The organism is Streptomyces sp. NBC_00091 (assembly GCF_026343185.1).
Classification (GTDB): domain Bacteria; phylum Actinomycetota; class Actinomycetes; order Streptomycetales; family Streptomycetaceae; genus Streptomyces.
Genome location: NZ_JAPEMA010000002.1, coordinates 531,891 through 556,256, shown reverse-complemented (window position 1 = coordinate 556,256; position 24,366 = coordinate 531,891). Strand labels below are relative to the sequence as shown.

At 75.8% G+C, this 24,366-nt stretch carries 20 protein-coding genes and 2 pseudogenes; 17 read left to right on the top strand and 5 right to left on the bottom strand.

The window, feature by feature from the left end; genetic code table 11:
- The first annotated feature begins 65 nt into the window (after nt 1-65).
- Nucleotides 66-692 (top strand): helix-turn-helix domain-containing protein, encoded by a 627-nt coding sequence (locus tag OOK34_RS30250; RefSeq protein WP_267037347.1) that lies wholly within the window; start codon nt 66-68, stop codon nt 690-692.
- A 37-nt stretch (nt 693-729) separates the two neighbouring features.
- A complete protein-coding gene (locus OOK34_RS30245; protein ID WP_267037346.1) occupies nt 730-927 on the top strand; it encodes a DUF6126 family protein in 198 nt (65 codons plus the stop codon).
- 15 nt (nt 928-942) lie between these two features.
- On the opposite strand, the gene OOK34_RS30240 is transcribed toward OOK34_RS30245, so the two are convergent.
- Together OOK34_RS30240 and OOK34_RS30235 are read right to left on the bottom strand one after the other, a co-directional pair.
- On the bottom strand, nt 943-1,551 hold the full coding sequence (locus OOK34_RS30240; RefSeq protein WP_267037345.1) for a DUF6629 family protein: 609 nt from the start codon (nt 1,549-1,551) through the stop codon (nt 943-945).
- Nucleotides 1,552-1,567: 16 nt separating this feature from the next.
- Complete coding sequence (locus OOK34_RS30235; RefSeq protein WP_267037344.1) at nt 1,568-3,199, bottom strand: MFS transporter; 1,632 nt, start codon at nt 3,197-3,199, stop codon at nt 1,568-1,570.
- Between the two features lie 151 nt (nt 3,200-3,350).
- On the opposite strand from OOK34_RS30235, the gene OOK34_RS30230 reads away from it, so the two are divergent.
- From OOK34_RS30230 to OOK34_RS30210, 5 genes are all read left to right on the top strand, one after another.
- Nucleotides 3,351-3,761, top strand: a complete 411-nt coding sequence (locus OOK34_RS30230; RefSeq protein WP_267037343.1) for a hypothetical protein — start codon at nt 3,351-3,353, stop codon at nt 3,759-3,761.
- Between the two features lie 166 nt (nt 3,762-3,927).
- Complete coding sequence (locus OOK34_RS30225) at nt 3,928-7,494, top strand: S8 family serine peptidase (protein WP_267037342.1); 3,567 nt, start codon at nt 3,928-3,930, stop codon at nt 7,492-7,494.
- A gap of 115 nt (nt 7,495-7,609) precedes the next feature.
- A complete protein-coding gene (locus OOK34_RS30220; RefSeq protein ID WP_267037341.1) occupies nt 7,610-8,383 on the top strand; it encodes a hypothetical protein in 774 nt (257 codons plus the stop codon).
- Between the two features lie 37 nt (nt 8,384-8,420).
- Nucleotides 8,421-9,587: a hypothetical protein gene (locus OOK34_RS30215; protein WP_267037340.1), complete on the top strand. Its 1,167-nt coding sequence runs from the start codon at nt 8,421-8,423 to the stop codon at nt 9,585-9,587.
- Nucleotides 9,584-9,826, top strand: coding sequence for a hypothetical protein (locus OOK34_RS30210; RefSeq protein WP_267037339.1), 243 nt, complete (start codon nt 9,584-9,586; stop codon nt 9,824-9,826). Before OOK34_RS30215 ends, OOK34_RS30210 begins: the two co-directional genes overlap by 4 nt.
- A gap of 109 nt (nt 9,827-9,935) precedes the next feature.
- Here OOK34_RS30210 and OOK34_RS30205 read toward each other — a convergent pair.
- Together OOK34_RS30205 and OOK34_RS30200 are read right to left on the bottom strand one after the other, a co-directional pair.
- Nucleotides 9,936-10,142: pseudogene (locus OOK34_RS30205) on the bottom strand (gluconate transporter); the annotation flags it as partial.
- 91 nt (nt 10,143-10,233) lie between these two features.
- Nucleotides 10,234-10,740: a gluconokinase gene (locus OOK34_RS30200; protein WP_267037338.1), complete on the bottom strand. Its 507-nt coding sequence runs from the start codon at nt 10,738-10,740 to the stop codon at nt 10,234-10,236.
- A gap of 69 nt (nt 10,741-10,809) precedes the next feature.
- Here OOK34_RS30200 and OOK34_RS30195 point away from each other — a divergent pair.
- From OOK34_RS30195 to OOK34_RS30175, 5 genes and pseudogenes are all read left to right on the top strand, one after another.
- Nucleotides 10,810-11,157, top strand: a pseudogene (locus tag OOK34_RS30195) (FCD domain-containing protein); the annotation flags it as partial.
- Nucleotides 11,158-11,300: 143 nt separating this feature from the next.
- Entirely contained in the window at nt 11,301-12,422 is a 1,122-nt protein-coding gene (locus OOK34_RS30190; RefSeq protein WP_267037337.1) for a hypothetical protein, read from the top strand.
- Nucleotides 12,419-13,066 carry a hypothetical protein gene (locus OOK34_RS30185; RefSeq protein ID WP_267037336.1) on the top strand — a complete coding sequence of 216 codons (648 nt, stop codon included), beginning with the start codon at nt 12,419-12,421 and terminating at the stop codon, nt 13,064-13,066. The genes OOK34_RS30190 and OOK34_RS30185 overlap by 4 nt, the downstream gene beginning before the upstream one ends.
- A gap of 3 nt (nt 13,067-13,069) precedes the next feature.
- A complete protein-coding gene (locus OOK34_RS30180) occupies nt 13,070-13,723 on the top strand; it encodes an RES family NAD+ phosphorylase (protein WP_267037335.1) in 654 nt (217 codons plus the stop codon).
- Between the two features lie 15 nt (nt 13,724-13,738).
- Nucleotides 13,739-17,725 carry a CHAT domain-containing protein gene (locus OOK34_RS30175; RefSeq protein ID WP_267037334.1) on the top strand — a complete coding sequence of 1,329 codons (3,987 nt, stop codon included), beginning with the start codon at nt 13,739-13,741 and terminating at the stop codon, nt 17,723-17,725.
- 8 nt (nt 17,726-17,733) lie between these two features.
- Here the strand turns inward: OOK34_RS30175 and OOK34_RS30170 are convergent, their stop codons facing one another.
- Nucleotides 17,734-19,614 carry a caspase family protein gene (locus OOK34_RS30170; RefSeq protein WP_267037333.1) on the bottom strand — a complete coding sequence of 627 codons (1,881 nt, stop codon included), beginning with the start codon at nt 19,612-19,614 and terminating at the stop codon, nt 17,734-17,736.
- 140 nt (nt 19,615-19,754) lie between these two features.
- Here OOK34_RS30170 and OOK34_RS30165 point away from each other — a divergent pair, with 140 nt between their 5' ends.
- From OOK34_RS30165 to OOK34_RS30145, 5 genes are read left to right on the top strand one after another with little or no spacing between them, the layout of a single operon-like run.
- Nucleotides 19,755-20,279: a hypothetical protein gene (locus tag OOK34_RS30165; RefSeq protein WP_267037332.1), complete on the top strand. Its 525-nt coding sequence runs from the start codon at nt 19,755-19,757 to the stop codon at nt 20,277-20,279.
- Nucleotides 20,276-22,048 carry a hypothetical protein gene (locus OOK34_RS30160; protein WP_267037331.1) on the top strand — a complete coding sequence of 591 codons (1,773 nt, stop codon included), beginning with the start codon at nt 20,276-20,278 and terminating at the stop codon, nt 22,046-22,048. Before OOK34_RS30165 ends, OOK34_RS30160 begins: the two co-directional genes overlap by 4 nt.
- On the top strand, nt 22,045-22,224 hold the full coding sequence (locus OOK34_RS30155) for a hypothetical protein (RefSeq protein WP_267037330.1): 180 nt from the start codon (nt 22,045-22,047) through the stop codon (nt 22,222-22,224). Before OOK34_RS30160 ends, OOK34_RS30155 begins: the two co-directional genes overlap by 4 nt.
- A gap of 2 nt (nt 22,225-22,226) precedes the next feature.
- Complete coding sequence (locus OOK34_RS30150; protein WP_267037329.1) at nt 22,227-22,772, top strand: hypothetical protein; 546 nt, start codon at nt 22,227-22,229, stop codon at nt 22,770-22,772.
- 17 nt (nt 22,773-22,789) lie between these two features.
- Complete coding sequence (locus OOK34_RS30145; RefSeq protein WP_267037328.1) at nt 22,790-24,355, top strand: AAA family ATPase; 1,566 nt, start codon at nt 22,790-22,792, stop codon at nt 24,353-24,355.
- Nucleotides 24,356-24,366 lie beyond the last annotated feature (11 nt).

Here is a 24,366-nt window from a genome sequence, read left to right as displayed (position 1 = left end):
TGCGCGATTTTGCCTCAGAGGCAAGGAAGATTGCCAGGGGGGCAAGTCTCTGGCTCAATCGGGGTATGACGCCCCCTTCCGAGGAACCCGACGGCGCCGCCGAGGAGCTGCCCGCCGTCGCCCCGCAACTGCGCGAGCTGCGCCGGCGCGCCGGGCTCACGCTGGAGGCCGCCGCCGCGCGGGCCAGGCTCTCGCCCGCGCACCTGTCCCGGCTGGAGACCGGCCGGCGCCAGCCCTCGCTGCCGCTGCTGCTCGGGCTCGCCCGCACCTACGGTACGACCGTCTCCGAACTGCTCGGCGAGACCCCCGCCGTCGCCGATCCCATCGTACGGGCCGGCGGCCCCGGGGCCCGCGAGGCCGACGGGTGGACGTACTGGCAGGCCGGGGGCGCCGGGCGCGGGATGCAGGCCCTGCGCGTACACGTCCCCCACGGGCGCAGTCAGGGGGAGCTGGTCCGCGTGCACCCCGGGGAGGAGTGGCTGTACGTGCTCACCGGGCGGCTGCGGCTGCACCTGGGGGAGGCCGAGCACCTGCTGGAGCCGGGGGACAGCGCGCACTTCGACTCGCTCACCCCGCACCGGATCGGCGCGGCCGACCCCGGCGGGGCCGAGCTGCTGTTCGTCCACACGCTGCTGCAGAGCAGCCTCGCCGGGCTCTGCCTCGGCGCCACGACCACCACGCGCCAGCACTAGGGGGAGCCGAACCGTGTCCGAGTCCCGAGGAGAGCAGATGTCCACCGTCTCAGAGCAGGCCGAGCAGACCACGGAGCAGGAGGCAGGGCAGGCCGCACCGCTGAGCGTGCTCCGGCGCATCGAGTCCAAGTTCCCACGCGGCCTGGTCATCAGGCTGGTCGCGTACCTGTTCGTCGGCCACCTCTTCGCCTTCTTCGTCTACCTGCTCTTCGTCCTGGGCGGCCAGAACCAGTAGGCCGTCTCTTCCGGATCAGGCCGGGCGCCGCACCCAGCCGAGCACCAGGACCGAGGCCACCGCCGCGAAGGCGCACCAGGTGGAGGCGAACTCCAGCCGCCACAGGGCCGCGCAGAGCAGGGCCCCGGCGCCCAGCACGGCCCCCAGCAGCCGCAGCCGGCGGTCCCCGGCGAGCAGCAGGGCGCCGAGGGTGGCGCACAGGTAGCCCGCCAGGACCAGCGGGGCGTAGGGGATGTCCACCCCGTAGCCGATCACCCGGCCCCGGACCTGCGCCGTCACCGGCCGGGTGGCCAGGCAGTACGCGAGGACCGCGGCCGTCACGACACCCACGGCCGCCGGCCCCCACAGCCGGCGCCGGACCCCGGGCGCGGCGGCGAGCAGCACCCCGAGCGGCACCCACAGCGCCGGCAGCGGCAGCGCGATCACCGCCCAGGCGGTGGTGGCCGGACCGCAGCCGCCGCCCGCGTCCCACACGGCGGCCTCGACCAGCTGGTGCGCCCCGAGCAGCAGCGGCAGCGCGGCGACGGGCAGATCACGCGCCCGCCGCACGCGCGCCACGCACACCACCCCGACGCCGGCCACGGCCGAGCCCGCCGCCAGGTCCGCCGCCGCGCTCCAGCACACGCGCGCCCTCCCGGCTTCAGGACGGGGCCCGGGGGCCCGGCCGGGGATCCGCCGCCCCGGTACCGGCGCCCTCGTCCGGCGGGGGTCCGTCCGGCGGGGGTATTCCGGGCGGGGGTTCGAGCGGCGGGGCGCCGATCGCGCAGTGCGTACGGCACTGCGGGTGGCAGCCCCCGGGCGCGGGGGAGCGTACGGTCGCCCAGGCCGTGGCGGCTCCGGCCACCAGCGCTCCCGCGCACCAGGGCACGGCCCGCCCGAAGGCCGAGTCGAAGGCCCCGGCCGAGAGGTACGCGTTCGGGCCCATCCCCGCCAGCAGCGGCAGCGCCGCCACCGCGAGCAGCCCGGCGGCCCGCGCGGCGGCATTGTTGATGCCGCTGGCCAGGCCCGCCCGGCCCGGGTGCACCGAGGCCAGGACGGTCGCGGTCAGCGGAGCCACCAGCACGGTCATGCCGGCCCCCATCACCACCAGGGCCGGCAGCACGTCCCGTACGTACGAGGCGTGCGGGCCCACGCGCAGCGTCAGCAGCGTCCCGGCCGCGCACAGCAGCGGCCCCACGGTGAGCGGGACGCGCGGCCCGATCCGCTCCCCGAGCGCCGCCGCCCGGGCCGACAGCAGCAGCATCAGGGCGGTGGTGGGCAGCAGCGCGGCCCCGGAGCCCAGGGCGGAGTACCCGGACACCACCTGGAGCTGGAGCACGATGAGGAAGAAGAAGCCGCCGAAGGCCGCGTACACGAACAGGGTGACGAGGTTGACGGCGGTGAACTGCCGGGAGGCGAAGATGTCCGGCGGCACCATCGGATCCTGCCGCCGCCGCTCCACGTACACGAACGCGGCGGCCAGCAGCACCCCGCCGACGGCCGCGACGATGACCGGCGCCGCCGCGGACCGGGCCTCGATCAGCGCGTACGTCAGCAGGGCCAGCGCCGCCGCGCCGAGCACCGCGCCGACCACGTCGAACCGCCCGCTCGCCTGCGGATCCCGCGATTCCGGTACGTGTTTCAGCGCCACCGGCACACACAGCGCGGCCACCGGCACGTTCAGCAGGAACACCCACCGCCAGCCCGGCCCGTCCACCAGCCAGCCGCCGAGGAAGGGCCCCACGGCGGCGCCGACCCCGCCGAACCCCGACCACAGGCCCACCGCGCGGGCCCGGTCGGCGGGGTGGATCGAGCCCTGGATCAGCGCGAGCGACCCGGGTGTCAGCAGCGCGCCGCCGATGCCCTGGGCGGCGCGGGCGGCGATCAGGACCCCGGCGTTCGGCGCGAGCCCGCACAGCAGTGAGCCCACCGCGAACCACACCACCCCGAGCACGAAGATCCGGCGCCGCCCGAACCGGTCGCCGAGCGCCCCGCCCACCAGGATCAGCCCGGCCAGGGTCAGCAGGTAGGCGTTCACGGTCCACTGGAGCACCGCCAGGTCGGCGCCGAGGTCCCGCCCGATGCGGGGCAGGGCCACATTGACCACGGTCGAGTCCAGCAGGGCCATGCCCGACCCGAGCACGGTGGTCAGCACGATCCACCGCCCCTGGGCGGAGCGCAGCGGGACCCCGCCCTCCGGCCCGTTCCCCGGCTGTGGGGCGGGCGCCGGGAGGGGGCCTGGTTCCGGTGGCACGCCGGGGGTGGGCACGGGTTCGCCGGGCGTCGCGGTCATGCCCCCAGGCTGGCCCGCCCGGGCCCGGACAGCCACCCGGACGACGGATCGGCAGGGCCGCGGTGCGGGTACTCGGGTCAAGCAGGTACTCGGGTGAAGCTGAGTACCCGCGCTCTGACGGGCCTGCGGGTGGGGCCCGGACACTGGCCCCATGCGCAGAGAACCGAAGACCCCCCTTTCCCGCCTGTTGGCGACCCTGGCGCTGGCCGGGGTGGCGATGGGGCTGTGGGCCGCCTGGCTCGGCTGGGACCAGCACCGCGACGTGCACCCCGACGGCTCGACGACCGGCCCGTACGAGCCGTGGCAGGTCATCGGGCTCGGGCTGACGCTGCTGGTACCGGTGTACTGGGCGGCTTCCCGGAAGTGCCTCGAGGCCGCGGTGCTCGGCACCACCGCCGGGCTGACCGTGGCCGCCGCTTACGACTGGTCGGACGACGGGAGCGGGCTCTTCGTGATCGGGGTGGGCATGGTCATGCTCGGGAGCCTGGCCGTGACCGGCATCCTGTCGCTCCTGATCGCCTCCTCGGGACGCGGGTCCAGGGGCGGCCGGCCCGCGCCCTGACCCACAAGACGCAACCTCGCAGCCGGCACTCCTCCTGGCTCACGAGGCCCTCTTGTCATGCGTGTCGCGCCTCCCACAACATGACCCGCGCATGTCACGCACGCACTTCCCGCACGATCCGCACGATCTGCACACGCCGCACACACGGCGTACGAGGAGACGACACGTGCCACAACGCAACCGACGACGTTCCTTACGCGCGGCGCTCGCCGCTCTGGGCTCGGCCCTGCTCCTCCCGCTCGGTTCGGGGGCGGCCCTCGCGGCCCCGGAACCGGGGCCCGCGCCCTCGGCCGCCGAGCGCAAGCTCGAACCCGCCCTCCGCGCCCAGTTCGACGGCTCCGACAAGGCCGTCTTCTGGGTCTACCTCGACAGCGCCGCCGACCTGACCGCCGCGGGGAAACAGCAGACCCGCGCCGCCAAGGCGGAAACGGTTCTGCGCACCAAGAAGGACCATGCCGCGCGTACCCAGGCCGAGGTCCTCAAGGCCCTGCACGGGGCCGGGGCGGAGTACACCTCGTACTGGATCGTCAACGCGGTCCGTGTCGTCGGCAGCCGCAAACTCGCCGGCGCCATCGCCCAGCGCCCCGAGGTCGCCCGCATCGACGCCGACGACAAGGTCACCCTCCCCGAGCCGGCCGAGGGCACCCGGGAGAAGACCGCCGCCGACGCCGTCGAGTGGAACATCGACCGGATCAAGGCACCCCAGGTGTGGGACCGGCTCGGCGTACGCGGCGAGGGCATCGTCGTCGCCAACATCGACAGCGGCGTCGACTACACCCACCCCGCCGTCAACACCCAGTACCGCGGCAGGAACGCGGACGGGTCCTACGACCACAACCACAACTGGTTCGACCCGGCGGGCGTCTGCGCCGGCGCCGCGCCCTGCGACAACAACGACCACGGCACCCACACGATGGGCACGATGGTCGGCGACGACGGCGGGGCCAACAAGATCGGCGTCGCCCCCGGCGCCCAGTGGATCGCCGCGAAGGGCTGCGAGTCCAACTCCTGCTCCGAGGCCTCCCTGCTCGCCTCCGGCCAGTGGATCGTCGCCCCGACCGACCTGAACGGCCAGAACCCCCGCCCCGACCTCGCCCCGCACGTCGTCAACAACTCCTGGGGCAGCGCGGCGCACGACGACTGGTACGCGCAGGTCGTCGACGCCTGGCGGGCCGCCGGCATCTTCCCCGCCTTCTCCAACGGGAACTCCGGCCCGAGCTGCTCCACCAGCGGCTCGCCAGGCGACTACACGCACTCCTACAGCTCCGGCGCCTTCGGCATCGACAACGCCGTCGCCCCCTTCTCCTCGCGCGGCGCCGGTCCCGGCGGCATCGTCAAGCCGAACATCGCAGCCCCCGGCGTGAACGTGCGCTCCTCCGTCCCCGGCGGCGGGTACGAGGCCTTCTCCGGCACCTCCATGGCCTCACCGCACACCGCCGCCACCGTGGCCCTGCTCTGGTCGGCCGCGCCCTCCCTCGCCGGCGACGTGGCGCGGACGGAGTCCCTCCTGGACGGCACCGCCCAGGACACGGACAGCGGCCAGTGCGGCGGCACCCCCGCCGACAACAACGTCTTCGGCGAAGGCCGGCTCGACGCGCTGGCCGCGGTGGACAACGCCCCGCGCGGCGCGGTCGGCGCCCTCGCCGGCACCGTCCGCGGCGACGACGGCGAGCCCGTCGCGGGCGCCAGGGTCACCGCCCACGGCCCGATCGACCGGACCGTCAGCACGGGCGCCGACGGCGGCTACCGCTTCCCCGCCCTGTCGGTCGGCGCGTACGAGCTGACCGCCTCGAAGTTCGGCTACGGACAGCGGAGCGCCGGCGCGACGGTCACCGAGCAGGCCACCGCCACCGCGGACCTCACCCTCACCCGCGTCGCCACCGCCCGGCTCACCGGCACCGTCTCCTCCGCCGCCGGGCCCGCCGCGGGCGCCGCCATCACCATCGCGGACACCCCCGTGACCGCCACCACCGACGCGCAGGGCCGCTTCGAGGTCACGCTGCCGCACGGCACCTACGACGTGAACGCCGCCCACCCCGCCCGCTGCCTCAGCGCGGGCACGGCGAAGGCCACCGTCGCCGCCGACACCACCGTCGCGGTGAACCTCCCCGAGCGCACCGACGGCTACGGCTACGCCTGTGCCGCAGGGGACGGCCGCCCGTACTCCGCCGGGGACCGCCGGCTCGCCCTGACCGGCGACAACACCACCGAGCGCGTCGAGCTGCCCTTCCCGCTGCCGCTGTACGGGAAGACGTACGCCCAGGCCTGGATCGGCACCAACGGCACCGTCAGCTTCGGCGGCAACCACACCGGCGACGTCAACGGCGACCTCCCGAGCACGGCCACCCCCAACGCGGCCCTCTACCCCTTCTGGGACGACCTCGTCGTCGGCGCCCCCGACAGCGGATCGGGCGTCTTCACCGCGGTCACCGGCACCGCCCCGCACCGCAGCTACGTGATCGAGTGGCGCCAGGTGTCCCACTGGTCGGCGCAGGCCGACACCTTCTCCTTCTCGGCGGCGATCGGCGAGGACGGCGCCGTCACCTACTCCTACAAGGGGACGGGCGGCACCGGCATCAAGGGGGGCTCCACCGCCACCGTCGGCGTGGAGAACGCGGCGGGCACCGACGCCTTCAGGTACTCCTTCAACACCCCCGCCATCACCGACGGCCTGTCCATCGGCTTCCGGACCACCCGCAGCGGTGTCGTCTCGGGCCGGGTGCTCGACGCCAACGACGGAAACGGCGTCGGCGGGGCCACGGTGACCGTCGGCAGCGGGGACTCGGCCGTCTCCGCCACCACCGCGGCCGACGGCGGGTACGTCGTCCAGAGCCCCTCGGGCCCGCGTACGGTGACCCTGACCGCGCCCTCGTACGAGGCCGCCACCGCCGCGGTCGACGTCAAGCCGGCCGACGTCACCGCCGTGAACCGGTCCCTGCGCACCGGCAGGGTCACCGCCGCCCGGCCGTCCGTGGAACTCGTCCTCCCCGCGGGCCAGCGGCGCACCCGCACCCTGGAACTCGCCAACGCGGGCCTCGCCACCGCCTACACGGCCGCCGAGGACGCCCCCTGGCTGACCGTGACCCCGGCGGACGGGAACCTGCCGGCCGGCGGCAAGGCCCCGCTCACCCTCGCGGTGGACACCGCCGGGCTGACCCCGGGCACGGTGCTCACCACCGACCTGCGGATCACCTCGGCCAGCGGCCGGACCCCCGTCCTCACCGTCCCCGTCAAGATCGTCGTACCGCGCTACCAGGCCGCCCTGGACGCCGGCTCCGACTACGCGGGCACGGACGCGGCGGGCGACTCCTGGTCCCCGGACCGCAGGTACACGCCCGGCTCGTACGGCTACCAGGGCAACACCACCGTCCAGTCCACCGGCCGTACCATCGCCGCCACCGACGACCAGCGGCTCTTCCGCAACGCCCGCGAGGGCATGTACGAGTACCGCTTCGACAACCTGCCGAGCGGTACCTACACCGTGGAGCTGGGCTTCGCGGAACTCTCCAACGCCAAGCCCGACAAGCGCGTCTTCGACGTCCTGGCCGAGGGCGCCCAGATCCTGCCCTCCCTGGACATCTCCCTGGAGGCGGGCACCTACACCGCCCTGACCAGGACCTACACGGTCACGGTCACGGACGGGGTGCTGAACCTCCGCTTCGTCACGCACAACGGCTACGGCAAGCCCCTGCTCAACACCCTCCGGGTCACCGACCGCCCCGACAAGCACTAGTCCCCGGGAGCCGTTCCGCCCGCCCCCGGCATTCGGGTGGCGGGCGGCGACTTCACCCGGACGTCCCGGCGGACGTGCCCGGACCGCCCGGCGGGGCGACGTAGCGTGGCCGACCATGACGCCGCAGATCGAGGCACTCATGCGCTCCGCCGACCCGGCAGCGCTCTGGGCGGTGGGATCGGCGGACGCCGTCCACGCCCTGTACGCAGGCCGGCCGGGCGGGGAGGACACCCCGTTCGACGCGGGAGCCCTCACGGCGGTGCTCGCGCTCTGGCCCGTCGTCGGCAGCCTCGTCGCCCAGGGCGAGCTGGCCCTGCACACCCCGCTCACCGCCTACGGGCTGACGGACCCGGCGGGGCCGCCCACCGGGACCACCGCCCACCACCTGCTCACGCACGCCGATGCCCCGCCCGCCCTCGCCACCCTCACCCGCCTCGCCGAACACCTCTCCGGCACCCCGCTGCCCGACCACGCCCGCACCCGCGTCTGGCAGCCGCTCGGCATGCACCGCACCCGTTTCGCCGAGGGCACCCTCCACACCTCGCCGGCCGACCTCGGCCGGTTCCTGCGCCACCTGCTCTCCACCGCCGACCACCCCATCGCCCGGGCCTGGACGGACGAGTCACTGCGGATCCGGACCGGCGAACTCACCCCCTCGCGCGGACTGCTCTGGCACCCCGCTCCCGGCGGCCTCTGGAGCGCTCACCCCCCGTCCGGCCCCGGCCCGGGCGTGTGGATCGCCCCCCGCCACGACCGCTGGGCCGTCCTCGTCCCCGGTCCCGCGCAGGGTCCCGGCGCCGGTTCCGTCACCGCGCTGCGCACCGCCTTCCGGGAGGCCGCCTTCGGGCCCGCCCCCGCGCGCGCCGCTCGCGGTGCGGACGTACGGTGATGCCGAAGTCACCGTACGCAGCCCCCGCGAGGAGCCCATGTCCGACGCCGCGACCGCCCTGGCCACCGATCCGGACGCCGGTCGGCTCGACGCCCTGTGCCGGGAACTGGCCGAGGCCGCCGACGCCGTGGGCGAGGCCGCCCGGTACGCCTCCGGGCTCGCGCTCGGCGCCCGCCTGCCGGCCGGGGCGCTGGCGGGGCGCGGAGGCGGCGGCCGGCGCCGTGCCTGGCGGACCCTGCTGCGCACCCTCACCGACCCGGCCGGCCTCGGCTGGGCCCCGCGCGGGCGCGGCCTGGCCCGGGCCGGGTGGCTCGCCGGGGTCCTGGCCGGCCGGGAGAGCCTCGCGGTCAGCACCGCCGTCTGCGGGCTGAAGGCCCGGATCCGCGTCGCGGGAGCGGAACGCCCCGAACTGCTCGCCGACCCGGACTGCGCCGCCGTCCTGCGGGCCGTCGCGGAGGACCGGCAGGCCGACGCGGCCCGCGCCTTCCGGGCCCTGCTGCGCGAACGGGGCGCCGCGGAGGCCTTCACCCTGCTGGCCCCGACCTTCGCGGACGTCCTGGCGTGGCACGCCCTGACCGACGAGAACCCCTTCAACGACCACGCCGGCTGGCAGGTCGCCACCGGCCGGGCCGTCACCGCCGAACCCTTGCTGGGACTCGGCGCCGCCCTGCGGGCCTTCTGCGCCCGCGGCCCCGGCGCGGGCGAGCCCCGTACCCCGCAGACCGGGATCCTGGAGGCCCTCGACACCACCGGCACCCTCGCCGGGTACGTCCGCAACACCGGCCTGCTCGACGCGGCCGGGGCCCTGCTCGTCCAGCGGGTGACCGGGCCCGACGGGAGACTGCGCCACGTCGTCCAACTGCCCGACCGGGACTCCTCGTACGCCCCGGCCGTGGCCCGGGCCGTCCGCGCCCTGATCCCCTCCGGCGCCGAACTCGCCCTGGTCGGCCACCGGCTGGGCGCGGTCACCGCCATGGACCTGGCCCGGGACCGGGACTTCACCGCCGTGTACGCGGTCACGCACGTCTTCGCCGCCGGCTCCCCGGCCGACGCCCGGGCGCCCGCCGACCCCCGTACCCGGGTGGTCCCCCTGCCGTCCGGGGCCGAAGCGGGGGCGGGGGCCGCCGCCGTCGAGGGCACGGTCACCGGCACCCGGCTCCTGCCGCTCCACGAACCCGCCCCGCCCTCCTGGAGGAGCCCGTGACCGACTGCCCCCGGCCGAGCCGGCCCGCCCCGGCGGACGGCCTGCGCACCCACTCCGCGGCCCTGCGCTCCCACGCCCGACGGCTGCGGGCGGGGGCGGCCGCCCTGGAGTGGCGCGGACCGCAGGGCGACGCCTTCCGCGCCGAGGTCGCCGCCCTCGCCGACCGCTGCGCCCGCGCGGCCGACGGCCTCGCCCTCGCGGCGGCCCAGCTCGACGGACCGGCCCACCGGCGCGGTTGAGGCGGGGCGCGCCGGCGCAGCGGTCGGCGAGGGCCGGGCGCGCCGGCCGTCAGAGGACGAGCGACAGCAGCAGGACGCAGCCCAGGCCGACCGCCGAGATGACCGTCTCCGCGTACCGGGAGAACAGCGGCCCGGCGATGATCACGGTCGGGATCGCGACGAGCACGCCGAGGGCGAGGGTGACGCCCAGGTTCGCGTGCAGCGCGTCGATGGCGACCAGCGGGCCCGGGTGCGGCGGGATCGGCCCGTGCATCACCAACAGGCCGGCCGGCGCGGGAACGCCGATCCGCATCAGGGAGTAGCCGCCGCGCCGGGCGGCCGCCGCCAGTGTCTCGACGCTGAGACCGGTCACGGTGGGGTCCTCGACCCTCTGGGACTTGGGCTCTCTGGGCTCTGCTGGGGGGTGTTCAAAGGAGCCGGAGGGCGGCCAGGGCCCGTTCGGCGATCTCCTCGGGGGTGCCGGCGACGTCGACGGCGACCCCGCACTCGTCCGCCTGGAGCGGTTCGAGCACGGCGAACTGGGAGTCGAGCAGCGAGGCCGGCATGAAGTGGCCCTTGCGGTCCGCCATCCGCTTCCCGATCAGCGGCCGTTCCCCGGTGAGGTGGACGAAGACGGCCCCGGGAGCGGCCGCGCGCAGCCGGTCGCGGTAGGCGCGCTTGAGGCAGGAGGCGGCGACCACACCGCCGCGCAGCCCGGCCCGGTCGCGGATCCACTCGCCGATCGCGTCCAGCCAGGGCCGGCGGTCGGCGTCGTCCAGGGGGGTGCCGGCCGACATCTTGGCCACGTTGGCCGCCGGGTGGAAGGCGTCGCCCTCCGCGTACGGAAGCCCGAGCGCCTCCGCGAGCAGCCGGCCCACGGTGGTCTTGCCCGTGCCGGCCACGCCCATCACCACAATGACGCGCTGGGAGCTCACGTAGTACCTCGCTGTCCTCGTCGCTGGGAGCACCACTGAAGCGCATTAACATCCGCTGGCGGCTCCCGGGCCACTCCCGAGCAGTGCGCGCAGCTCACCGAGGCGGCCCTCGGCATGGTCCGCACCTCGCGCGGCCACCAGCTGGAGGGCTACCTCCACCACGACATCGCCTTCCACCGGACCGTGCTGGGCGCCTCCGGCAACGAGATGTTCGCCCGGCCCGGCGATGTCGTCGCCGAGGTCCTCACCGGCCGCACCCGGCACTCCGTGATGTTCCACGACCCCGACCCGGCGGCCGTCACCCTCCACGTGCGGGTCGCCGAGGCGGTACGGGAGGGCGGCGCGGCCGCGGCCGAGGCGCTGACCCGCCAGATCGCACTCGGCGCCCTGGAGGAACTCGACGTCCTCGCCCCTTGAGGGGCCGCCGCCCCGGATCCGACCCGGACCCGCCCCGCCGCGCCCGCCGGACGACCTGGCCGCGACCGGTCAGGGCCGCACCATGGGAGAAGAGGGCCGGATCCGGCTTGTTCGGGGCGCGCGGGCGGTGCGATCCTTCCGCCATGTCGCCCACACAACTGCCGGACTACGGGGAGGTCCTCGCGGAGGTGAGGGAAGTGCGGCGGGCCGGGATCGTCCGACTGCGTGAGCTCAGGCTTCCTGTGCTCGCCGGCATGTCGGCCGGTCCGGGGGAGGGGAGCCCCGGAGAGCCGCACTTCCCCGCCGTCGAGCGGCTGCTGCGCACCGCCGTCGCCGCCATGGGCGGGGGCACCCTCCAGGAGGCGGCCGAATACAGCCTCGGCCTCGCGCGCGGGACCCGGGACTGGCCCCCCGCCGACCGGCGCAGACGGGCCGCCCAGGTGTACGGGGTCAGCGTGGAGCGCTTCCGCAAGCACCAGGAGCTGATGGTGCTCGGGCAGGTGGCCGAGCAGCTCGTACGCCACGCCGCCGCCGGGAGCTTACCGCCGGACGGCCGCGCCGACGCGCCCGTGCCCCCGAGGGCGGCCCGCCAACTGGCCCTCAGCCACCGCCGGATCACCGTCCGGGCCGGCGGCCGCGAGCACCGGCTGACCCTGCACGTGCACCCCGTCGACCTGCTGCGCGACATCGACGTGGTGGTCTCCCCGTCGAACACCCACTTCGCCCTGCCCGAGCCGTACAAGTCCTCCGTCGCGGCCTCCCTGCGCCGCGCGGGCGCCGTGCGGGACCCGGCCGGCCGGGTCGTCGAGGACCGGGTCCGGGACGAACTGCGTGCCTGGACCGACCGGTACGCCCCGCAGGGCCTGCCCGTGGCACCCGGCACGGTGGCCGTGACCGGAGCCGGGGCCCTCGAAGGGCAGGGCGTTCGCCGTATCCACCACGCGGCGGTGGCCGTACCCCGGCCCGGCACCAACGACTACGACGTCCTGCCGGCGGACGTGACCCGCGCCGTGACCCGCGTCTTCGCCCTGCTGCCCGAAGCCCGCGCCGCCGATTCCGGCCTCCCGGTGTCCGTGTGCCTGCCCCTGCTGGGCGCCGGGCGCGGCGGGCTGGCCCCCGCCGAGAGCCTCGCCGCCGTCTGGGCCGCCGTCGAGGCCGAACTGGCGCGCGGCGGGGCCTGGGACGTCCACCTCCTGGTGCGCCGCCCCGAACGGGCCGACCTGGTCGAGGAGTTGCTCACCCACACGAACGGAGGCCGGTCGTGACCGACCCCCACGCACGACTGGCCGCCGCGGCCGCCGAATGGGACGAGCTGCACCCCCGGCTGGATCCCGCGGCCCTGGCGCGACTCGCCCTGCTGCTCTCCGCGTCGCGCACCGAGACCGGTGAGGCGGCCCGGCGCGCCGCCCTGCTCGCCGCCCGGCTGCTGGGGGAACGGCTGCCCGACCGGTTCCCCGGGGAGAGCCGGCTGACCGCCGCCCCGGCCGGCCCCGCCGAGGGCCACCTCGGCTTCACCGCCGAGGACCTGGCCGTCCTGGTCCTCGACGGGCACCGCATGGTCGGACCGGTCCTCGGGGAGGTCCGCGACCGCCTCCTCGCCGCCCCCTCCCTCGGGGACGCCGAGGCCCTGGAGCGCGGCAGCGACCCGTACGCCCCGGGCCTGGTCCGGCTGCGCGCGGCGGGCGGCCAGGTCCGCCTGCCCGCCTTCCAGTTCACCGCCGACGGCCGGGTCCGCGCGACCGTCCGCGAGGTCAACCTGCTGCTGGACGCCGACGAGGACCCCTGGGGCGCCGCCGACTGGTGGCTCTCCCCGAACGCCTGGCTGACCGGGACCCCCGCCGGCCTGCTGGACACCCCGGGCGAGCAACAGCTCCTCGCGGCCGCCCGGTTCCTCACCGAAGGGGAGTAGCCCGTGCCCAACTACCGGCCGCCCGCCGAGCCGGCCGGCACCCCGGCCAAGGTGACCCTCGTCGCCGGCACCCCGCTCTACCGGGTGCACTCCGCGCGCCGCTCCGGGGACTCCTTCAACCCGGTGCCCGCCCACTGCCTCTACGGGGGCGGCCGCTTCGACTCCACCTCCTGCGACCGGTACGGCTACCTGTACGCCGGACTCACCCCGGAAGCCGCCGTCAGCGAGAGCGTCCTGCACTCGCTGCCCTTCGACCCGGCGGGCGGGGCCCGCCTGGTGCCACGGGTGGCCGTCACCGGCCGCCGCCTCTCCGCGCTGCGGCTCACGGCGTCCGTGGACGTGGTCGCGCTGGTCACCGGGCAGGACCTGGCCGCCGTCCACCAGGACAGCTGGCTGGTCCAGGCGGAGGCGCGCGACTACCCGTACACCAGGGACTGGGCGCACTGGATACGCGGTCACACCGACCCCTGGGCGCAGGGCTTCCTGTGGGCCTCCAAACGCGAACCGGGCGCCCGTGCCCTGGTGCTGTTCGCCGACCGCTGCCCGCCCGGCGTCCTGGCCCCGACCGGCGAGGACCCGGTGGACTTCGCGACCGCCGATGGCCGCAGCCGCCTCGACCGGATCCTGACGCCGTACCACGCGCGCCTCGCGCCCTAGCCCCCGGAGGCCCCCGTGCCCGCTGACGCGCACCCCCTGAGAGCCGCCCTTGACGAGGTCATGGCCGCGCTCGCCGCCCTTCCGGCAGGCGATCCCGGAGCCCCGGAACTGTGCGGGCGGGCCGGGGAGCTGAGCTACCGGCTCTACGAGGAGCTGGCCGGCCCCGAGGACCTCGACCTGGCCGCCGAGGCCTTCGCCCACGCCTTCCGCCGCCCCGCCGAAGGACCGTCCTGGCCGCTGCGGCGGATCATGTACGGGCACCTCCTCGCCCTGCAACACGACGAGCGGCCCGACCTGGAACTGGCCGGGCGGATCCACGCGCTGCTCGCGGCGGGGCTGGCCGAACTGCCGGACGAGCCGGAGCTGTTACAGCCCGCGGTGCTCGCCCGGTGGCTCCTCGCCTACATCACCAAGCGCCGCGTCATGGACGGTGCCGACGACCCCGCCCTCCTGGACGAGGCCCTGGAGCGGGGGCGCGCCGCCCTCGACGACACCGACGGGCAGGACGCCGACCTCCAGGAGGCCCTCGGCTTCCTGTGGCAGCGCCACGGCATCCGCACTGACGACACCGCCTCCTATGCCCGCTCCGCCCGCTACTACGCAGACGTCCTGGCCGGCGGCGACCCGGACCGGGACCTGCCGTTGGTCCGCCAGTCGCGCGGGATGTCGCTCATCCTCCAGGGCTACCACGCGGCCGACCGGGCCGCGCTGGAGGAGGGCCGGGACGAGACCCTGCGCGCCCTGGCCGACGCGGGGCAGCGCCCCGAGTGGGAACGGGACGCCAGGCTGCGCGTGGCCTTCGCCCGCGCGATGATCGCCGGCAGCTGGTCCGAGGAGGAGGAGGGCGACCGGGCCGAGGCGGAACTGGCCGGACTGCTCACCACCGGGGCCGAGATGGACGCACTGCCCTGGTTCTACCTCGACGTCTTCGGCCGCTACCTGTCCGTCCGGGCCCAGACACGCCTCGACGTGGCGGCCATGGACCGGGCGATCGCCCTGCTCACCCGGGCCGTGGACCGGTGGGAGCCGGCCCAGGGCGAGGTCACGCTCGCTGCGCTGGCCCTGGCGTACGCCCAGCAGCAGCGCTACGAGACCGACCAGGACCCGCAGCGGCCGGGGGCCATCGAACGGGCCGCCCTGCTGGCGCTGGAGGGGGACGGACTGCCCGCCGAAACACGCGACATGCTGCTCATGCTGGTCTCCGAGGCGCAGCACCGGCAGGGCCCGGCCCACCCGCAGACCGTGTCGTTCGAGGAGGTCATGCGCGTCTACGAGGACTTCCGGGACCGCCTGCGCGACGGGGCCTCCCCCGACCTCAGCTTCGACACGGTCGTCAACGCGCAGGACTCGCCGGCCCGGGGGATGTGGGAGCGCCGGTTCTCGGAGCTGTTCGAGAGCTGGCGGACGGTGGGGCACGGGCTCGAACGCGCCGAGCGGGCCGCCCACTTCCTCACGAACCTGCAGATCCTGGACCCCGACGGCGAACGGCTCGGGCCGCAGCGCGAGACGGAACTGACCCGGACGGTCCTCGCGTACGCGGACGAGGACCCCGAGTGGCGCGGCCACGGCCTCGCGGTCCTCGGCAACTTCCGCCTTGCCCAGGGCATGGCGGGGCTGGACGCGGACCGGCTCACCCAGGCGGTGGAGCACTTCGAGGCGGCCGTACGGGCCGGCAACGACAGCCCCTGGCTGACCTACGGCGCCACCCTGGCCTCGGGGATGCTCGCGCAGCTGCGGGGCATCACCAGTGGCTCCGGAGTCGAGGAGGCCGACTGGGAGCGGATGCGGACCGCCATGGGAGGCTCCCCGAAGGTGGACCGGCTGCTGCGCGTGCAGCAGGCGGCGCCCCGGGCCATGCTCGCCGCCAGACGCGGTGACCTGGCGGAGGCCGACCGCCAAGTGGCCGAGGCCGCCCGGGCCGTCGCGGAGTGGGATCCCGAGGACCCCTCCCTGATCGAGGCCGTCACCCTGCTGGAATCGGCCCGGATGGCACGCGAGGACCTCGCGCGGCGCCTCGGAGCCGCCCCGACGCCACCGCCCGCCGCGCGGCCCACGGCCCGGGAACTGCGCCGCCAGGCGGCGCGACTGCCCCGCCTGCACCGGGCCAACGTGATCGGCAACACGGCCCTCGCCTGGCGGCGCGACGCCCTGCTCACGGGCGACCTGCCCCGGATCCGCGAGACCCTCGCCCTGACCGAGGAGGCGATCTCCCTCGCCGAGCCGGGCGGCGAGACCTGGATCCGGCTCTCCTCGGACGCGGGCAGCACGTACGGCGCCCTGGTGACGGCGAACGAGGAGCCGCGCTCCCCCCAGCGCGCCCGGGACCTGGAGCGGGCCATCACCCTCCTCGAAGGCGCCACCGGGGCCATGGGCGGCCCCGAACACCGGCTGTGGGCACTCTCCGTCAACCCCCTCGGCCGGGCCTACCGGGTCCGCGGCAGCATCGCCCGCCGCGACCGCGAGCGCGGTCGCCGGCTCGGGCTGGAGGCCATGCGGGGCTTCGTGTGGTCCGCGCTGCTCCAGTCCGGCACCCAGGACGCCGCCGAGGCGGCCCGGATGGCCACCGGCCTCTCCGAGGAGGTCCTCGGCTGGTGCGTGGCCGACAGGGCTCCGCAGGACGCCCTCCAGGCCCTCGACGCCTGCCGTGGGCTCGTCCTGCACGCCGCCACCACCAGCCGGTCCGTTCCCGAGCTGCTCACCGCCGCCGGACGAGACGCCCTGGCCGCCGAGTGGCGCACGGCCGGAGCCGAGACCGACCCGGACTCCGTGCCGAGCGCCCTGCGCCGCCGCGTGGTGCTCGCCCTCGCCGAAGCCGGCACCCGGCTCCTCGACCCGCCCTCCCCCCAGGAGATCGGCGCGGCCCTGAGCGCCCAGGGCAAGGACGCCCTCGTCTACCTGGTGGCCGCCACCGCCGAGTGCCCCGGCACTGCCCTCGTCGTCACCTCCGGCGGGGACGTGCACGAGGTACCGCTGCCGGGCCTGCGGGCCGACGCGGCCCCCCTGCGCGCGTACCGCCCCGGCGAGGGGACGGCGCCCCGGGACATCGAGCCCGTCCCCGGCTACGGCCCCGCCCGCCCGGAGCCGGCCCCGCCGCTGCGCGACCGGCTCGACCGGCTCTGCTCCTGGGCCTGGCGGGCCGCCCTGCGGCCACTGCTCGGCCTCTTCCAGGTCCCCGACCGGCCGGGCAGGGTGCCCCGGCTGGTCCTCGTCCCGATGGGCCCGCTCGGCCTCGTCCCCTGGCACGCGGCCTTCGCCGACGGGGGCACGGGCCGCCGCTACGCGCTCCAGGACGCGGAGATCTCGTACGCGGCCTCCGCGCGCCTGCTCTGCGAGGTCGCGGCCCGCCCGGCCGCCGCCCACACCGGCGCCGCGCTGATCGTCGGCAACCCCACCGGCGACCTCCCGTACGCGGGGGAGGAGGCCGACGCCGTCCACCGGGTGTTCTACCCGGACGGCGACCACCTGGGCCTGCGCACCGGGGACGGCACCCCCGCCGAGGTCGCCCGCTGGCTGCGCGAACGCGCCGACGGCGGCGCCGTCCTGCACCTGGCCTGCCACGGCACCGTCGAGGAGAACCGGCCCCGCAGCTCCTACCTCGCCCTCAAGGGCGGTGCGCTCACCGCCGAGGAACTGGCCGGGGCCGTCCGCGGACCGCTCGGCCTCGTCGTGCTCGCCGCCTGCCGCAGCCAGGTCTCGGGGCGCGGCCACAACGAGGCGTACAGCCTGTCCTCCGCCTTCCTCGCGGCCGGCAGCCGCTCCGTCATCGGCTCGCTGTGGCCGGTACCGGACGAGGCGACCTCCGTCCTGATGTTCCTGACCCACCACTACCTGCGCCGCGAACAGGAGCCGCCCGCCCGGGCGCTGCGCCGGGCCCAGCTGTGGATGCTGGACCCGCACCGGACCGTCCCCGACGGGCTGCCGCCCGCGCTCGCGGCCCGGCTGGCGCACCTCGACCCGCACGACCTCAGCGCCTGGGCCGGCTTCACCCACCTGGGGCAGTGAGGCGCTCGCTACGGGACCACCGTGCGCAGGGCCAGGGTGCTCGCCGCCCACTGCCCGGGGGCGGAGGGGAGCGCGGGCAGCAGGTCGCGGCCCCCGTCGCCCCCCGCCGCTCCGGCCAGCCGCAGCAGCCCGTCCACGGGCGCACGCCGGGGCGCGTCCGCGCGTACCGCGTCCGGCTCCCAGCGGCTCAGGTGGAACGGCACCGTGTTCAGCTCCCCCTCGGCCGCCACCACCGTCAGCCAGTCCCGTACCGAGGCCCCCGGGCGCACCGGCCGGGAGGCGGGCAGCACCAGCCGCACCGGCTGCCCGTCCAGCGCGTGGCCGGTCATGCCGGGGCCGATGAACTGCCCCGGGAACAGCTCCGATCCGGCGCCGAAGCGGTCGTCGAGGTTGACCAGTACGCACCACAGCGGCCGGGGCCCGGTGTTGCGCAGCCGCACCGTGACCCACGGCTCGCGCGGGCCGTCGTACGAGAGGACGATCTCCCCGTTCGCGTCGGGCCGCAGGGGCTCGCCGTCGCGGGCCGCCCAGGGCAGCACCTCCACCTTCACGTGCCCGCTCAGCGGGGACAGTCCCGCGCTGAGGTCCCGGATGCGGTGCCAGTGCACCAGCCGGGTCAGGCAGTCGGCCAGCCGCGCGGTGTCGGCCGCCGTGGCCAGCGGCAGCGGGGGCACGTACGGGGACCCGTCGCGGCGCAGGATGCGGGCCCGCGCCCCGCGGACCTCGACGCGCAGCAGCAGCCCCGCCGCGGCCGCCTCCGCCGAACCGGCCGCGACCTCGCGCAGCAGCGGCGAGGCGGGCAGGACCGGGCCGCCGCCGGGCCCCTCCCCGCCGGGTCCCTCCCCGTCGAGGACCACCGCGGCCGGGGGCAGCGCCAGGGCCGACAGGGACACCGCGTGCACCGACCCCGGCTCCGGGGCCCAGCCGTCGGGATCGACCAGCGTCCGGTCCGCCCGCACCGCGGTGGCCCGTACGAGCCCGCCCGCCGCCGTGAACTCCGTACCCGCGCCACCGGTCAGCCCGTGCACCCGCCCGCAGTCCACCTCCCAGCCGTCCGGGCCCTCCCGCAGCAGGTACGGGCTCGGCCGCCGGGCAGCGCCGCCCAGCAGCGGCCGGTCCGCGGGCCCGCCCGGCTCGGCCGGGAAGAGCACCGGCTGCTGCCCGTCCACGAGCCGCCGCACCCCCGCGTCCGCCTCCGCGAGCAGCTCCCGGGCCGTGGCCGACGGCGCGGCCCGGCGCAGCGCACGGGTCAGGACGTACGAGAACACCCCCTGCGTACGCGGCCCGTCGGGCCCCTCGAGGAGCCGCTCGTACGAGGGCTGGCCGAGCCGGCTCGCGGCCAGCAGCACGTGCCGCGGCCGGCCGACGGGCCCGCTCAGGTCCCGGGCCGCCGCCACCGACGGGCGCCACTGCGGCAGCGGGGGCAGCGCGCGGGCGGCGGCCCCGTCCTTACGGCTCGCGCCGCCCGAGAAACAGCAGTCCAGCACCGCCACCACCCGGGCCCCGCCCGCCGCCGCCCCGTCGAGCAGCCCGCCGAGACGCTTGTCCGGCAGCGGCCCGTCCGCGCAGACCAGTGCCTGGCACAGGCCGGTCGGCTCCAGCAGCAGCTCCTGCGGGGTGCTCGCCGGGTACTCCGTGCCGTGCCCCGAGAACCACAGCAGCGCGGTGTCCCCGGCCCCGGCCCGCCCCAGGTGGCCGCGGATGCCCTCCTCCACGGCGGCGGCCGTGGCCCCGCCGTCGGTGAGGACCCGGGCGAGGACCCGGCCCGGGGCCGCCGCCTCCAGGGCGGCGCGGGCCCCGGCCACGTCGTTCAGACACCCGCGCAGATCGGCACGTACTGGGCTGCGGTACTCGTTGATGCCCACGAGCAGGGCGTACACCTTCCCCATGGCCCCAGTGTGATCCGCCGCGCCGGGCTTCCACTGGCCGAAATCCGGTCGCATCGGGGGCGGTTGCCGGTCCGCCATGGCTCGAATCCCTTTTGGGGTCGCACGATTGACGGAACGTCATTAATCTGCGTGCTCCACTCATGAAATCGGGGGAGGCCATGGGGTACATCGAGCGTCCGCGGCGGGTCGTCGGACCGGCACAGGACCCACAGACGACGGGCACGGGCATGGGCCCGGCGCCCGCGGCCACCGGGGCCACCCGCGCCCCGGGCCCGCTCGCCGACCGGCTGAAGAACCGCCCGGGGGAGCTCCTCGAAGCCGTCGGACTGCTGGACGCCGGCCTCGACGAGGCGGCCCGCCGGCGGCTCGCCGACCGGATCCGCGGACAGTACGCGGCCGAGTACCTCAGCGCGCCGGTCGGCTTCCTCGCCCGCTGCCACCTCGGCCCGCCGTACGTGGACCACATCCTCGACCTCTTCGGCGCCATCGTCACGCACTACGCACCCCGCGACACCCTGCCCGACCCCTACGGCAACGCCCGGATGCTGGTGCGCAACCCCGGCTACGCGTGCGTGGAGGTCTACTCCGACGGACTGGTGCTGCCCGTCCTGACGAACGGTTCGGTGGTACGGCCCGCCGCGCTCCGGCAGGGAGGCGGCGCATGAGCGGCATCGACGCCGGACTGCACATCAAGCTCGCCGCGGTCAACCGGCTCGTCGCCCAGGTCGCCGAACAGGTCGGCCACGTCTCCGGGCAGGTCAACTCGGTCGAGGCGAACCAGCAGCAGACCCGCAGCGAACTCCAGCAGCTGCGCGACGAGTTCCGGGCCTTCGCCGCCCAGGCCCGGCTGGTAGCGGCGCTCCAGCGCGCCGAGACCCGGGTCGGCGTCCTCCAGGACCAGCTCGACCACGACTTCGGCCACCACAAGGTCGTCCGGCGCACCGCCGTCGGCATGCTCCAGGCCTTCGACATCGGCCTGGTCTCCGAGGACACCGTCCGCACCGTCGGCGACCAGCTGATGCTCCAGACCCCCCGGTACTGGCTCGCGCCCGCGCTGGTGGCGCTCGCCGCCTGGTCGGCCGACGACCCCGCCCTGTGCGAACGGGCCGTGGAGGAGGCCTTCCGCCGCTCCCCGGACCGCACCTCGCTGCTCTTCGCCCTCGTCCTGCGGCGCCAGGGCCGGCAGACCGAATCCGCCCGCTGGCTGCGCCACTACCTGCTGGCCCAGGACCCCCGGGCCCTCGGCCGCGAGTTCGCCGTCATCCTGGAGTCCGTGGCCCAGGGCGCCTTCGGCCCGGCCGGCCGGGCCATGCTGCGCGTCGTCCTCGACGAGTGGCACACCCTGCTCGGCGGCGACACCGGCGCCCAGGACGCCCAGATCGAGCGCTGGGGCGCCGAACTGCGCAACCTCTGCCCGCCCGTACCGCCCACCGAGTTCCCCTTCCTGAGCGGGCTCTGCCCGCAGTGGCCGCAGCTGGGCGGGGTGCTCTCCGCCGCCCGCGGCCAGCAGGCGATCCTCGACAAGTACACGGCGATCATGAACACCGAGCCCGCCCCCTCGCAGCGCCTCGAGGACGCCGTCGACGACATCCTCGACCGGCTCGTCTCCGAGTACGACAACGAGGAACTGCCCCTGCGCCGCGACCTCGCCTACCAGGAGGCCGTGATCGCCCACGACGGGGACACCGCCAGGGCCCGGGCCGTCGCCGACGCCGACTCCGCCTCGTACGACGAGTCCCTCGACTACCTCACCGTCCAGAGCAACGCCGCCCTCAACCCGGCCGCGATCGGCACCTCCCAGGCCACCCGGCGGCTCGCCGTCGCCGCCTGCCGGGAGTGGTTCCACCACGCCCACCAGGGCCATGGCCGGGACTACCGGGCCGTCGTACCGCAGGACGTCCAGGTCCGCTTCGGCTCCCCGTACCCGGTCGCCGGACAGCGGTTCCAGCTGCCCCCCTGGCAGGGCTCCTTCCACACCCCGCTGCCCGAACTGGAGAAGGACCTGGGCGACCACTGGGACCGGCACACCGCCCCCTTCCTCGCCGGCCTCCGCTACAAGTACGCCAAGCCCGTCGCGGTGACCGTCCTCACCGCCCTGGTCGCCCTGCTCATCGGAAGCGCGGGCGGCGTGGCCGGGGCCGTCATGGCCCTGCTCCTCGTCGGCGGCGTCGCCTGGCTCGTCATCCACCAGGACGTCGCCAAATGCCGCCTCGTCCTGGACTCCGCGCGCCAGTACCTCGCCGACCGCAGGCGCGACACCCTGCGGCAACTCGTCGCCACCCGCGTCGAACTGACGGTATGGCAGCAGGCCTACGAGGACGCAGACGCCGTCGAGGCGCGCGTACGGGAGCTGATCGAATCCCTGGCCACCGCGACCGAGGGCAACTCCCCCTTCGCCGGCCGCACCGTCACCCCGGGAGGCGAACCCGCATGACCACCCCCGAGCCCGGAGCCCCCACGCGCCGCCTGTGGGCCGCCGGAGCCGCCCCCGCCGAGGAACGCACCACCGCACGGCTGCGCCGGATCGTCGAGGGACTGCCCGACTGGTCCCCGCTGCCCCCCGGCGAACAGCTGGTTCGCCGCCCCGGCGCCCGGCAGGAGCAGCCCTGACCATGGATGCCATGTGGGGCCACGGCGGCGACCACCAGATCTGGACGCGGTACCTGCGGGAATGGGCCGTGAACGGCGGCGCCGCCACCGCCGAAGCCGCCGCCCGGCTCCCGGGGCTGCGGCCCGAGGACTACCACCCCGACACCTGGGCCCGTTTCGCACGGCAGCTCACCGACGCCCTCGACCGGCGCCTGCGGAGCTGGGCCGGCTCCCTGACCACCGCCCTGGACGAGGCCCGCGACGAGTTCGACGCCGGCCGCGCCCTGGTCCAGGCCCGCACCGGCCTGGACGCCGTCAGGGCCCTCGCCGGCCACCCCGCCCTGCCGCAGGAGCTGCGCGGGCAGCTGGGAGAACTGGTCGAGGGCCAGATCACCGGAGTCCAGGCACAGCTGGAGGCGGCCCTGGACGGCGCCGAACGGGCGGGCGCCGACCCGCGCCTGACCGAGGCCCGCCGCCGCACCCTGCGCGAGAACCCCCTGACCACACCCGGCGCCGGCTGGTCCTACGACCCGGCGGCCCCCGCCCGCCGCCGCATCATCACCGACTGACCGGAGACCACCACCCCATGTCCAACTACGCGGAATGCCGCCGCGACCTCGACAGCTACATCTCCGCCCGGGTGCCGGTCATCTGCCTGCGCACCATCGAGCAGCAGCGCGCCCTGCGCCTGGTGCGCACCGCCGCCACCCACGCCCGGCGCGGCAACATGCCCTTCTGGATCTACACCCGGGCCACCGGACTGCGCGACCTGCGCACCAACACCGCAGTGATGGACGACCGTTCGCTGACCGGCGCCATGGAGTACGCGGCCGCCCAGTTCACCTCCCGGCCCAACGCCACCCTGGTCCTGGTCGAACCCGACGACCTGGACGCCGACACCCCCCTGGCCCGGCACGTCGCCGAACTCGCCCGCCTCGCCGACACCAACATGGGCAGTGTCATCCTGATCACCGACAGCCCGGTGTGGAGCGGCGTCCAGCGGCTCGGCATGAGCCTCCAGCTCGAACCGCCCGACGCCGACGAGATGTACGCGACCCTCTCCGCCTTCCTCGACGACCACCGGGGGCACATCCCCGTCGCCTGGGACGACCAGGACACCCGGCGCGCCGCCGAGTTCCTCGTCGGGGTCACCGAGGGCGAGGCCATCAACCTGATGGCGACGGTCGCCGCCAAGGGCTCGGTGGAGGAGGACGACGTCCTGGTCCTGGCCCAGTCCAAGGACCGCATCTTCAACGACCTGACCGGCCTGCAGAAGGTCCCCCTGAAGGCCTCCGACTACACGGTGGGCGGCCTGACCAACCTCCGCGACTGGCTGGGCCGCCGCGGCCGCCTCCTCCAGGCCGACCTGCGCGCCACCGACCTGCGGCCGCCGCGCGGGGTGCTGCTGGTCGGCGTCCCGGGCTGCGGCAAGTCGCTGTCCGCGAAGGCCATCGCCGCGCAGTGGCAGCTCCCGCTGTACCGGCTCGACATGGGTTCCATCCACGGCAAGTACCTCGGCGAGTCCGAAGGCCGCTTCCGGGAGGCGCTGGAGACCGCCGACCGGGTCGCGCCCTGCGTGCTGTGGATCGACGAGATCGAGAAGGGGCTGGCCGGAGCGGGCGACATGTCCGGGGTCCCGCAGCGGATCATCGGCCAGTTCCTGTTCTGGCTCCAGGAGTCCCAGTCCCGCGCCTTCGTCGTCGCCACCGCCAACGACGTGCGCAGCCTCCCGCCGGAGCTGCTGCGCAAGGGCCGCTTCGACGAGCTGTTCTTCGTCGACCTGCCCGACGCCCAGGACCGGGAGGAGATCATCGGGATCTACTACCGGCGCTACCTGCGGACCGACCCCGATCCCGAGCAGCTCGCCCGGCTCGTCGACCTGTCCGAGGGCTTCGCCGGCTCCGACATCGAGGCCGCCCTGCACGACGTAGGCGCCGAGGTCTACCTGAGCGGCGGCACCGAGCACATGCGGCCCGCCTTCGTCCAGGACACCTTCGCCAACACGGTGCCGCTCAGCCGCAACAACCCGGAGCAGATCGAGGAGATCCGGGCCTGGGGCCGCGAGCGGGCCGTACCCGCCGGGCGCTTCGCCGCCACCGCCGCCCAGGGGCCCTCCGGCCAGACCCGCCGGATCGTCTTCCTGGACGACTGACCCCGCGGCCG